Below are 13022 nucleotides of genomic sequence, written 5' to 3'. Positions count from 1 at the left end.
GGAAAATTAGTCGCTTAGTTTACATATGCAGACTATCTTGAATGCCGCCTTGTTTTGGTGAAAAGATATTGCTGTATAAGCGAGAGGCGAATTCGTCGGTCATGCCAGATATATAGTCGGCGAGAACGCGCATACCATTGTCGTTCTCACAGGCCTTACGCCAGCGGACTTGGGTATTTTCGGGAAGTAAACGGTCGGGATCTGATGCAAAAGCTTCAAAAAGTTCCATAACTACCAGCTGTCCCTTGTATTCAAGAAGCTGCACATCAGGGCGGCGTATTACTTTGTTAAACACAAAGCGTTTAAAAAGCTCTAGGGCTTGTGCAAATTGTTCAGGCATCACGGCGTTAAACGCAAGTAACGGATGAGCAAATCCCTCCACGCCTTTTATTTCAATAGCTGTGATAAAGCTATTTACCAGCGCACCTATGGCATTTTTCCTTTCGTGATGTGCTGCGCTAAATAATTTATTGGTTAATGTTTCTATATTGTCTGATAACCAAGGTACTTCAAGGTCTTTTAGTGGAGTAGTTACATCGTCGATAAAATGATGCTTGTCGACCATATCCATAACAATGGCATCTTCTAAATCGTGAATGCCATAGGCGATATCGTCAGAAAGCTCCATAATTGAGCAGTCGAAGGATTTAAACTGCGTTTTGCTGTGGGCATTCGTTTTTGCAGTAAACTGCATAAACAAATCTTTATCTTCCTTGTTAAATGGCGCAAGTAGCCAGTCGAACAGGGGCTCGTCACAGCGAAACAGTCCCTTCGGCGGGTGCCAGTCGTGGGCCTTAACCTGACGAAGCGAGGCAGGGCGCTCAGGCGTAGGTCCTTTACTATGAAGGGCATCAATAAAGTTTGGGTATTTAACCAAGCCTAACACGCTTCTTCTGCATAAATTCATGCCGTGTTCAGCCGTGTATGGCTCTAATTGAGTTATGATCCTAAAGGTTTGGCCGTTTCCTTCGAAGCCGCCGTATTGGTGCATCATATAATTGAGCGCGATTTCACCGCCATGCCCGAAAGGTGGGTGACCAATATCGTGAGCCAAACACAGGGTTTCGATTAACGTTGGGTCAAGAGCCAATGTATTGGCAATATCTGGAAATTTTACCCAAAGCCTCGCCGTTATTCCCGTACCAATTTGGGCGGCTTCTAGAGAGTGTGTAAGTCGCGTGCGATAGAAGTCGCTCAGCCCCACACCGAGCACTTGGGTTTTAGCCTGCAATCTACGAAACGCGGCGCTGTGAAGAACGCGCGCTTTATCACGTTGATACGGATTGCGATGATCGCCGTCTCTTGTTTCGCTACGGGGTAAACGACGCTCGTGTAATGCTAATTCCCAATCGCTTGTTGCCAAAAAAAACCTCGCTGCCTTGCTATGTATGTTACTTCTATTCGTCAGTAAAGTGATTTAAGCTCTGTTTATCGCCTTGCTCACATATCGTCTTGCGTAATTTCATCAAGACTTAAAGAGAAGCTTGGTACGTAGCGCGTTAGGAAGTAGTCCACTTCTTCAGAATGATATTCTTTAAGGGTTTTATCTAATCGTTTCTTAGCCAGCTTAAACTCTTGGTTACCAGCAGCTAATTCTTCAAGGGTTTTTAGGTAAGCGCAAAGCACGTCTGCTGCTTTCACAATAAAAGCTTCTTCTTCACTGTGGTAGTGATGATCAATAAGCGCAGCGTAGTCTTCTCGAAATGCTTCAGGTGCCATTTCAATTAGTTTGTTCTCTGCAATTTTTTCGATCTTTTTATATTCTTCTTTAATCGCAGGGTTAAAGTATTTCACTGGGGTAGGGAGGTCTCCCGTTAATACTTCCGACACATCGTGAAAAATTGCCATGGTTGCAATGCGATCAGGGTTTAGTGTACCGCCAAAAAACTTATTTTTAATTAATGCGAGCGCGTGGGCAACCATGGCCACCTGCAAACTGTGCTCCTGCACATTTTCTGTGCGCACATTATGCATAAGCGGCCAGCGATTAATAAGCTTTAAACGCGCTAGATGCGCAAAAAAGTGACTTTTATCAGACACGTTACGCCCCTTGCTTATACGTTCTAAAGAAATTGCCAATACGATGCAGTGCAGGCACTAATACATCGCTGTGCGGTAAAAATACTAACCGGAAGTAGGTGCCTTCGGTCAGGTTAAAAGCGCGACCATGTACCAACAGAATCTTTTCAGAGCTTAATAAATCTAGCACCATTTGTTCATCATTGTGGATGTTGAATTTCTTCTCATCCACCTTGGCGAAACAGTACATTGCCCCCTTGGGCTTAACGCAAGAAATACCGTCGATACCGTTTAGCATATCTGTGGTTACGTCGCGCTGAATGCGTAGTCGGCCATTCTCTTTGACTAGGTCGTTAATACTCTGATAACCACCAAGCGCAGTTTGAATAGCACTTTGACACGGTACGTTCGCGCACATACGCATAGAAGATAATATATTAAGCCCATCGATATAATCGGTAGCAAGACGTTTGTTCCCGCTGACAACTAACCATCCAGAGCGAAAGCCCGCCACGCGATAGTTTTTACTCAAACCACCAAAGGTAACAAAAAACACATCGTCAGCCAGTGAAGCAATACTGGTGTGCTTTGCTTCGTCGTAAAGAATTTTGTCGTAAATCTCGTCGCTAAACACCACTAAGCCGTGTTCGCGGGCAACTTCAACCACATCTTGTAACAGGGCTTTGTCGTACACTGCGCCGGTTGGGTTATTAGGGTTAATTAATACGATTGCACGAGTTTTACTGGTGATTTTACTTTTTATGTCGTCAATATCGGGGAACCAGCCAGCTTGCTCATCGCAGCGGTAATGTACCGGTGAGCCTGATGACAAACTTACTGCGGCCGTCCAAAGCGGGTAGTCAGGGCTTGGAATGAGCACTTCATCACCATGATTAAGTAGCGCCTGCATTGCCATCATGATTAGCTCAGATACACCATTACCTATATAAACATCGTCAACACGAATGTCTTTAATATTACGCTGTTGGTAATACTGCATCACGGCCACGCGGGCGGCATAAATTCCTGTCGAGTCTGAATATCCTTGAGACGTAGGCAGGTTATGAATAACGTCTTTTACGATATCGTCAGGGGCTTCAAATCCAAATGGGGCAGGGTTACCGATATTCAGTTTTAATATACGGTGTCCTTCGTCTTCCATTTTACGTGCTTGCGCAGCGATTGGGCCTCTAATGTCGTAACAAACGTTATCTAATTTATGTGAGCGAGATACAGTTTTCATGGTCTATCTGGTTGATTTACATACCCCGAGATTATCGCAATACAACGCCATATGCGATGGCCTTTTTGCAGTATTTCCGCTTTAAGCACCACTTTTTTCATCAAGTGACTATTTATTGAACATATAACGAGATAAACGATCCACTTGTCACTTAAGTATAAAATTTATGTTAATAGCTTGTGAACTTTTGATTCAGCGCCTATCGTAGTAATAAGGCGTGTATAAAAAACGCGTTAGTAACAAACAGGCTAACAAGCAGAGGTGATAAGAATATGTCCCACCATTTCAAAGAAACACCAGAGAATGCGATCACGCAAAGTGGTATAGCACGTGTTATTCCCTGTAAAGAATTAGACGTCGGCGACCCGATAAAGTGGTTGTCACTCGCTTTAAGAGACGCAATGCGCGCACCGGGTCTCACTTTATTTTATGGCGTACTTTTCGCGGTTATCCCGTGGTTCATTATGTATTTAGTTGAAATGACGGGTTGGCACTTGGTCATTCTACCCGCCATTGTTTGCTTTATGTTGGTAGGTCCATTTTTAGCGGCTGGCCTTTACGATGTAAGCTGGGAGATGGAGAAAGGTCATAAGCCTTCACTTCGTCATTCGCTGCGCGCAATGCGAAGAAACGCATTTAACGAGTGGGGCTTTGCCATACTGCTTATGGTAATGATGATATTTTGGTTGCGTGTGGCATCGCTGATTCACGCACTTTATCCACCTTATATAGAGAACGATTTAGAAAGCTTGTTACCGTTTTTAGCGTTAGGCACGGTCGTTGGCGCGGGTTTTACCCTGGCAATGCTATTTATTACGGCGTTTACCCAACCGATTTTAATGGAACGTAAGGTAGATCTTGCAACTGCAGTGCTTACCAGTGTGAATGCGGTATGGCTAAATAAGGTACCCATGCTCATTTGGGGGGCTATCATTTTCTCCACTGTTGCAATTGGTTACGTGACCGGTTTCGTGGGTTTCATCGTGCTCATGCCGATTATCGGCTATGCATCGTGGCATGCTTACATTGATGCAATTGAGACTAAGCGAGAGCGTAAATACGAATAGTTTACTCCAATTTGTGTAATTAAATTACGTAAAATGGCTTTAATTTGTACAATAAGTAAGCGTTAACATCTTTAATTTTGTTAAAATTACACTTTTAAAGCCCCGAAAGGGGCTTTTTTATACTTAAGTTTTATACTTCTTTCTTCCTACAAGTGCTATCGCTAGATATATTAGTAATATGCAATTTATATTATTCTATTTAATTCAAGGGGTTAGTGTCGTAACAACAGCGTAACAACTTGATTTACTAAGCATTTACCCAGGTTACACAATCATTCAACAGAAAAATTTTCATTCTTGATGCATAAATAAAGGGCGTTGAGCAAATTGTTGATTCATTCAACTCTGCTCAACTTAATTTAAGAGTTTGCCACAAACTTGCACAGCACCCTTAACCACACATTGAGGATTTTAAAATGAAACTATCTAACTTACTTAAAGTTTTTGCAGCTACTGCGACTGTCGCTTTTAGCATCAATGCAAATGCAGCAGCAGAGTCAAAAGACATTCGCTTCGTTGGTGAAACCCAGTTTGCAGGGTTTTGTAAAGCAATAATCAACGATGATGTAAGAGTTCTTCGTTCTAGCCTTTCACGTAACGTGGGTCGTATTGGCGCTAGCCAACGTGAAGTATTGCGCATGGTAACGTCTGAAGAAGGCCTAACATGTAATGGAAGCAGCCTTATCAAGTTTTCTGAAGAGCGTCACGCAGATGCGGTACACGAATACTTAACGTCGCGTAGCTAAAGCATTGACTGCGGTTACTACAAATCCAGAAAAAGTGGGCTAGCTTACACTTTCCGTCAATCACGTTGACGTAAATGTTGAAAACTAGACCCGCTTTTGTCTTTTTGCTCGTTTTAATATGCGCCTTAATTAACGATTTTTATATACGTGGCTACACGCGCTTTACTGGTTTTAAATAGACGTTGGGTTTTAAACCTAAGTTTTAGCAGCAGCACGTAAGCAAGAGGTACTAAAAACAAGCTGGTTAGCGTAGAGAATACCAGCCCACCAATAATCGCTATGGCCATTGGTGAGTAGGGAGGACCGTCGCCGCCAATGCGGGTACTGCCCATAGCCAGTGGAATAAGCCCTAAGACTGTAGTGGCAACTGTCATTAAAATAGGTCTAATACGCGTAATGCAGCCCTCAATTACTGCGTCATATAGCGACAAGCCTTCGTTAATTAACTGATTGATTCTGTCTACCAATACAATGCCATTGTTAACCACAATGCCCATCAATATAAGCATGCCTATCATCCCCATAATAGACATAGACGTACCTGTTATCATGAATGCCCAGAATACTCCGGTGAAAGAAAACAGTAGCGATGTGATTACTGACGTAGGTAGTATCAGCGATTCAAACAGTGCAGCCATCACAACGTATATCATACAAAGTGCTAGTAGCATGTTCATTTGCATGACCGCATTGGCTTCATCCTGGCGTGAGAAGCTGCCATCTAGTGTCCACTTATACCCTGTAGGCAATTCAATATTAGCTAATGCGTTCTCGATACGTTTTCGGGCTTGTTCTGTGGTGGTTTCCCCTTCTAAGTTTGCGCCAATAGCAAGTGCGGTCTGACGATAGTTTCGATTAATTTGCGATAGCTGCGGCACCACAGAGAAATTTGCAATCATATTCAGCGTTACCGATTGACCTTGCGTAAATCCAATATTGATGTTTTTAAGGGCGTTTAGCGAGGCTTGAATATCGCTACCGAATTTAAGCTGTACTGCTACTTCACCAGCCTCACCATAGCGGAATGTACGTAAATTACTACCCCGTAGTGCTGTAGAGATAAGTTTAGCTACGTCGTTGACTTGAATACCTAAGCGGTTTGCCTTCTCTCGGTCAATGCGAATCTGTACTTCATCTCGGGTAGAGCCGGTGTCGGCTTTCACATCTTCCAGTCCTTCAATAGTTGAAAGAATAGGAACTATTTGTTCTGAAATATTTAGCAAGGTTTCTGACGATTCACCCAATAGCGTAACTCTTACGCCACCACCGTTGCCGCTATCCCATTGAAAAGAGGGACGGGCACGCACAAAAGAGGGCATGTCTTCACGTATATCCTCTTTGATTTTACCCACACTTACGGGCAGCTCGTCATTAAGCGTAATACCGCTCACAGCATGGCCGGCAGTAAAATAGGTATAAACCTGTTTAATGTGAAAGCGCTCTTGGTTTTCATAAAGGTAAGCTTCCATTCTATCGACGGTTTTTTCCACTTCTTCAAGCGTAAAATTCTGCGTTACATGATAGTTAAGCCAAATACGCTCTTGGTTATTATTACCCTCGTCATCTGAAGTAACCACCTGCATGGGCACAATGGTCGATGCAAGCAGTAATAAAGCAATAACACAGGTTGCGCCTTGATGCTTCAACATCCAGTTAAGCCCGCGGCCATAGCCTTTGATATAGGTTGGCGTTTTAGGCGTTTCTACTACTGGAATCTTTACCTTTGTTGTCAGTAATGGAATCAATGTTTTAGCAATGAAAAGCGACGCGAAAAGAGATATACAGATAGCTACAGCAACGTGCTCTAAGAAGATAGTTACGTCTATTTTTACTCCAATAATATTGGGTAAAAACACAATTGCTGTGGTAGCTGTACCAGCAATAACGGCAAGGCTAACTTTATTGACACCAATTTGGGTTGCACGTCTAGCATCGCTCTCTTGTTGGCGTTCTTGGAATACGCTTTCGGTGATTACAACGGCATTATCTACCAGCATACCTACCGCCAACATTAGGCCCATAAGGGACAGAATATTAAGGGTATAACCCAAAAGGTACATTACGCCTAAGGCGATACAGATAGAAAATGGCACCGACAGCACAACAATCAAGGTCGTAGTAAGCTGACGCAAGAATAAGTACAGTACAATGACGGACAACAGGGCACCTAAAAGGCCAGCATTAAGCAAGTCGCTAAGCGAGGATGTTACGCTTTTAGCGATGTCGTCCATTACAAACAAACTAATGCCTGTAAACTCGGGGTCTTCTTTGGCTTTTTCGATAACTTTCATTACCGCATCAGAAACTTCAACAAGGTTGCTGCCCGATTCGCGAAATACGTTAAAGCCTACCGCGAATGTGCGGTCTAAATGTCGTCCTTCGTTGCGCTGAGGAAGCTCGTAGGTCACGCTGGCAACATCAGATAAGCGCACGCTTCGAGTAACCCACATGTTTTTAAAGTCGTTTACATCGGTAAATTCGCCAGTGGGGTTAACCAAAACTTTTTCACCGTTATTGTACATGTAGCCTGCGGTTAGCGAAAAGTTTGCGTTTTGAAGCTGCTGTTCTAAACGGGTACCGTCTATTTGGTAGGCCGCCATTTTCTTAGGATCTAAGCGAATAGTAATTTGGCGTTTCATGGTGCCGTATAGCTCAACTTTAGATACGCCCGGAACACGCTCTAGCGGACGCTTAAGGTTGCGCTCAAGCAAGTCGTAAGCATTTGATAAGTCGCGGTCGCTTGATACGCGCAGCTGGAATATAGGCATATCGTTGGTGTTAAATTTATACACCATGATCCGCTCTATATCGTCAGGAAGCTCGTGGCGAATAGCATCAATCTTTTCCCGTGCTTCAATGCTTTTAGCTTTAAGGTTTTCATCCCAGTCGAATTCCACAATGACCTCAGCCATATTGTCGTACGAGCGGGCCCTTAAGCGCTTTATCCCCGACATGGTAGCAACGGCCTCTTCAACCGGACGGGTTATCATCGTTTCAATTTCAACTGGCGTTGCATCAGGGTAGGGGATCTGCACTACCATTTCTGGAATATCAATACCGGGGAACTTCTCTAAAGGAAGTAAGCGGCCAGATACAATACCGAACAGCAGCATAGACAAAAACAACATACCGATGGTAACCGGCTTATTCAGCGCAAAGCGTGCAAGCCCAGCGCCTATGCCTGCAACTCTTGAAAGCTGGGGCTGTGAAGCTATATCTGTATCACGTTTATCCGGTTCAATTGCTTGATGCTTATCAGCATTACTTTCAGAACTGTTATTCGGGGTTTGAGAAGGCGAACTCATAGTACACCTCCTTTCGACATTGCTTGTTCGTCATCAAAGCCCGCATTAGCATTAGCAGACGCTTTCTGCGCAACGTTCTTCTTAACGTCGAACAGGCTGTAAAGCACTGGAAGTAAAATTAGCGTAAGCAAGCTTGCAAACAGAAGGCCGTAAATAACAGTGATAGCCATAGGCGTGCGAATTTCAGCACCCTCGCCAAAACCAAACGCCATAGGTAATAACCCTAACACAGTAGTAAGAGTGGTCATCACAATTGGGCGTAGGCGAGTCTTGGCTGCCTCTAGTATAGCCGTATCTTTATCTACGCCTTGGCGTCGTAGCTGATTTATACGGTCAACTAATACAATAGCGTTATTCACAACAATACCGCACAGCATAATTAAACCAATAAATACCACCACGTTTAGCGGCGTATTGGTAAGCCACAGGCCGTATACTGAGCCCGCACCTGCAAGCGGTACTGCAAAAAGAATAAGCAGTGGGTGTAGTAATGACTCAAACTGTGACGCCATAACTAAGTACACCATAAACACCGCAAGTGCCAAGGCAAACTGTAACGAACGGAAGCTGCTTTGCATGTCTTCACTTTGCCCGGTTACTGTTGCACTTAATGACAAAGGAAGCTGGGTTTCATCAATAACTTTATTGGCGACGGCAACTGCTTCATCAAGCTTACCTTTGGCTAAATTTGCCGATACCAGCGCTACACGTTGCTGCCCTACACGGGTAATTTCGCTTGGGCCTGCGCTCATATAAACGTCTGCAACGGCACTTAAAGGAATTGATTGCGCCGAGCCCGGATTTACAACAATGGCGCGTATGCTTGCAATATCATCACGTTGCTTTTCTTGGGTTCTTACCAGTACATCTACCTTTCTGTCTTCCACGCTATACTGCGTAGCGACACGGCCACCCACTTTAGCCGCAATAAGCTGAGAAACGGTTGATGCATCAAGCTCAAGTCGAGCAAGTTTTGCGTGATGGAAAGCTATTTTAAGCTCTGGGTTTCCGTCACGAATGCTGGTCGTTACGTCTGCAAAATTATTAAAACTGGCTAGCTTAGTCGCAATGGCGTCGCCATACTGCTGTAATTGATTAAGGTCGTAACCCGCAATCTCAATTTGAATAGGTGATGCAAAGCTAAATAGCTCTGGCTCTGAAAACGTTGCCTGAACCTGAGGTTTAAAGGCTAAATGGTCGCGAAGGGCACTCTTCACATCGTCCATATCGGCAGCTGTCGCAGAAGGCTGCATGACAATGCTTAAGCGTCCCCAATGATCGCCACCCTGATTAGGCGCTGCGCTTATTAGACTACCCGTACCAGACATGGCATACGTGCGAAGCACCTTGGTTTCGCCACCATCATTGTTATTCACCGCAACCGCAGCAAGTTCACTGATAATAGCGTCGGTACGTGCTAATGGCGAGCCCGCCGGTAACGTCACTTCTACCGAAAACTCTCCTTGTGATAAAGTTGGGATTAGCTCCATACCTAGTCTTGGTACAAGCATTATTGCGCCAGCAGCAAGAACAAAGGCAGTAGCTAACACCGCCGCTTTGGCTTTAAGGCTTACGCGCAGCAGTTTTTCATAAGCATAAGCAAGAAGGTCAAACCCTTTATTAAATACCCAAATAAGTGGTTTGAAGGCAACGCTCAGTAATTTGCTAACGATATGCCATGCGCCAATCAACAAAGTTACTAAGGCTGCAGGTAAAAATACAAAGATAAGTCTGAATACCCAACGAACTGGCAGGGTAAGGTAATACATAACTTTTCCAAGCGTTGACGTAGGAAGAGTAGGCGCTGGTGTAGTGAACACCTCTTCGTGATCCAGCTGTTGCTTTTTCTTCTTATGTGCCATCGCAGGGATAAGTGTAAGAGCGACAACGAGCGATGCCGCTAAAGCAAACGACACGGTCAACGCTTGGTCTTTAAACAGTTGCCCTGCAATGCCTTCTACAAAAATTAGCGGCACAAACACAGCCATAGTCGTCAGTGTCGAAGCCACAATTGCCCCCGAGACTTCTTTTGTCCCCGTGCTTGCGGCAGACGTTTTGGCTTTAGCTTCCTCAGTCATTGGTGTTTCAGTAGCTACTGCTTCATCGCTTCCAGCCATCTTTAACTTCTTGTGGCGGTCGATGTTCTCAAGAACAACAATACTGTTGTCTACCAATAATCCTACGGCAAGTGCGATACCACCTAAGCTCATCATATTTAGGCTTATGTCGTTGGCATACATTAGATTGAAGGTAGCAATAACTGAAACTGGAATAGAAACCGATATAATTACAGTGGCCCAGAAGTCTTTCAGGAAAAGATACAGCACTAACATGGCTAAAATACCGCCCATGACTGCCGCTGACTTCACGTTATCTATGGCTTGTTTGATGAACACGCTTTGGTCATAAATTTCGTCAAGCGTATAATTTTCTGGAAGGTTATTATTTACTTCATTTAACCGACCAGCCACTTTTTGCGCAACGTCAACTGCGTTAGCATCGCCTTCTTTATAGATGGCAATCTCAATGCCTTCACTACCATTAAAGCGTGTTACCACATCACGGTCTTTGTACGCATTTTCTACCGTAGCAACATCTTTAAGTTGAATGTTTCTGCCTTCGAAGCGACCAATGAACAGGTTTTCAATATCACTGAGCGTTTCAAACTGATTTAAGGTTCTGACCAAAAACGCCTGAGCTGCATTATCGATTCGACCGCCCGCCGCGTTAATATTTTCAGCTTTCACCCGGTCGATAATTCTAGTAATGGGAATCGACAGTTGACTGGCTTTTTGTTGGTCAATAAGTATATGAATTTCGTTTTCTAGACCACCGCCGACACGCACAGCCGCCACGCCTTCTACCGATTCAAGCGCACGTTTGACCTGCTGTTCGCCATACAAACGTAAGCGCTTCATTTGCGCCACGCTTAGCGTTGATGTGTCGCTCTGAGCGGTGAGGCCCAGTTTAATAACAGGGTCTAAACTTGGGTTAAACCGAAGGAGCCTTGGCTTTTCAATATCAAGGGGAAGCTGCAACACATCAAGCTTTTCGCGTACTTCCAAGCTCGCGAAATCCATGTCGGTACCCCACGAAAAAGAAAGCACCACATCAGACTGGCCAGCTCGCGATGTAGACGTGACTTTACGTACACCTTTTACTACGCCGATGGCTTCTTCAATAGGTTTTGAAACCAGTTGTTCTACTTCTCCTGGTGCTGCACCGTCGTAGTCGGTGCGAATAGTGAGAGTAGGGTAAGATAAGTCGGGCAATAAGTTAACCGACAGTCTGCCTAACGACACCATACCAAATAGCAATACCGCAAAAGTGAACATACTAACGGCAACAGGGCGCTTTACAGCAATATCTACAATACGCATTGTGTGAATTCCTTGTTAGGCCGAATTAGCTGTTTACGACTTCAACGGGAGCGCTGTCTTTCAAATTCTGGTGGCCTGCAGTCACTACTTCTTCATTGCCGCTTAAACCATTGGTAACTTCGATTACTTCGTTGTTTTCGAAGCCAGTAGAAATATTCACTTTTTTAACTTTGCCGTTATCGACAACGAATACGCTGTGACTATTGTCAATGGTGACTAAGGCTCGGCGGGGTAACAGCGTGGCGTTAGCGTGGGTCGCGTATTCGAGCGACACATCAGTAAACATGCCGGCTTTGAGCTGGTTGCCTTCGTTAGGTACTTTTAAGGTTACTTTAAACGTGCCCGTAGTTGCGTCGATAACCGGGCTGATACGCTCAACGCTCGCTGTGATAGTTCTGTCGCCTAAAGCTGCCACAGTAAGCATTGCACCTTGTCCAATTACGACGTTGGGTAGCTCATTTTCAGGCAGATATACAATACCTTGAAGATTACGTTGTTGAACGATATGGAACATTCTCTCCCGCTGAAAAGATTCAGTCAGGTTACCAACTTTGGCATTCCTTTCTGCAATATATCCATCAATCGGCGCCGTTATCGTAGCTTCTTTCAAGTCAAGTTCAGCTAAGCGTACGGAAGCTTTAGCTGATTCAAATTGCGAGGTGAGCTTGTCGTAAGTGTCATCGCTGATAAGCTTTTTCGAATAAACTTTATTAACCTTTTCTAGTTCGCTTTCAATGCCGGCTAAATCAGCCAAAGCTTTTGACAAGTTCAGCTCGTAGCGGCGCTTATCAAGCTGGGCTAGTACCTGACCTTTTTCAACGTAATCACCTTCTTCTACGAAAATTTCTTCGATAATTCCAGACGCTCTCGCAACCACAAAAGCTTCTTCACGTGCTTCTAAAATAGCGGTTGTATCGTAAGTAGATGTAATGTCGCCGGTAACAATGGTTTGGGTTTCAACAGGGATGGCAAAAACAGTTTCTTCAGCCTCGGAAGAATTGGCTTGGTCGTTAACTGCATCGGCATCTGAACACGCGGTCATCGAAAGAGTTAGGGCGATGATCCCGCTTCCCACGAGCAGTTTGAACGATGTTGATGAAAACGGAATTGAAGGTTGTACTGATGAAAGAAAGGCGTGGCTGTGTGTTGTAGATTCCATGGTCAATAACCCTAACGTAATTATCGTTATATAATAGTGACCGTATACAGCAGCTAATGTGCCAAAGACGTTAACATATATTAAATCATAATATTTTCAACAT

Annotated in this window: 8 protein-coding genes; 2 read left to right on the top strand and 6 right to left on the bottom strand. The window is 44.3% G+C overall.

Going from position 1 to position 13022, the window contains the following annotated elements:
- Positions 1 to 19: 19 nt before the first annotated feature.
- The 3 genes from IW644_RS13285 to IW644_RS13275 all read right to left on the bottom strand — a co-directional run bounded on the left by IW644_RS13285 (position 20) and on the right by IW644_RS13275 (position 3262).
- Positions 20 to 1363 carry an anti-phage deoxyguanosine triphosphatase gene (locus tag IW644_RS13285; protein ID WP_269918002.1) on the bottom strand — a complete coding sequence of 448 codons (1344 nt, stop codon included), beginning with the start codon at positions 1361 to 1363 and terminating at the stop codon, positions 20 to 22.
- A gap of 77 nt (positions 1364 to 1440) precedes the next feature.
- On the bottom strand, positions 1441 to 2040 hold the full coding sequence (yfbR, locus tag IW644_RS13280; protein ID WP_012519109.1) for a 5'-deoxynucleotidase: 600 nt from the start codon (positions 2038 to 2040) through the stop codon (positions 1441 to 1443).
- Position 2041: 1 nt separating this feature from the next.
- Complete coding sequence (locus IW644_RS13275; RefSeq protein ID WP_269918001.1) at positions 2042 to 3262, bottom strand: pyridoxal phosphate-dependent aminotransferase; 1221 nt, start codon at positions 3260 to 3262, stop codon at positions 2042 to 2044.
- A 272-nt stretch (positions 3263 to 3534) separates the two neighbouring features.
- Here IW644_RS13275 and IW644_RS13270 point away from each other — a divergent pair, with 272 nt between their 5' ends.
- Both IW644_RS13270 and IW644_RS13265 read left to right on the top strand, forming a co-directional pair.
- Positions 3535 to 4329, top strand: a complete 795-nt coding sequence (locus IW644_RS13270; RefSeq protein WP_269918000.1) for a DUF2189 domain-containing protein — start codon at positions 3535 to 3537, stop codon at positions 4327 to 4329.
- A gap of 416 nt (positions 4330 to 4745) precedes the next feature.
- Positions 4746 to 5075, top strand: a complete 330-nt coding sequence (locus IW644_RS13265; protein WP_014979515.1) for a DUF3718 domain-containing protein — start codon at positions 4746 to 4748, stop codon at positions 5073 to 5075.
- Between the two features lie 125 nt (positions 5076 to 5200).
- Here the strand turns inward: IW644_RS13265 and IW644_RS13260 are convergent, their stop codons facing one another.
- From IW644_RS13260 to IW644_RS13250, 3 genes are read right to left on the bottom strand one after another with little or no spacing between them, the layout of a single operon-like run.
- Entirely contained in the window at positions 5201 to 8380 is a 3180-nt protein-coding gene (locus IW644_RS13260) for an efflux RND transporter permease subunit (protein WP_269917999.1), read from the bottom strand.
- Complete coding sequence (locus IW644_RS13255; protein WP_269917998.1) at positions 8377 to 11760, bottom strand: efflux RND transporter permease subunit; 3384 nt, start codon at positions 11758 to 11760, stop codon at positions 8377 to 8379. The genes IW644_RS13260 and IW644_RS13255 overlap by 4 nt, the downstream gene beginning before the upstream one ends.
- Positions 11761 to 11785: 25 nt before the next feature.
- On the bottom strand, positions 11786 to 12919 hold the full coding sequence (locus tag IW644_RS13250; RefSeq protein ID WP_269917997.1) for an efflux RND transporter periplasmic adaptor subunit: 1134 nt from the start codon (positions 12917 to 12919) through the stop codon (positions 11786 to 11788).
- Positions 12920 to 13022 lie beyond the last annotated feature (103 nt).

This window comes from Alteromonas sp. PRIM-21, assembly GCF_027563165.1.
Lineage (GTDB): Bacteria > Pseudomonadota > Gammaproteobacteria > Enterobacterales > Alteromonadaceae > Alteromonas > Alteromonas macleodii_A.
The sequence above is the reverse complement of the archived record's forward strand: the minus strand, read 5'-3'. Positions and strand labels throughout refer to the sequence as shown.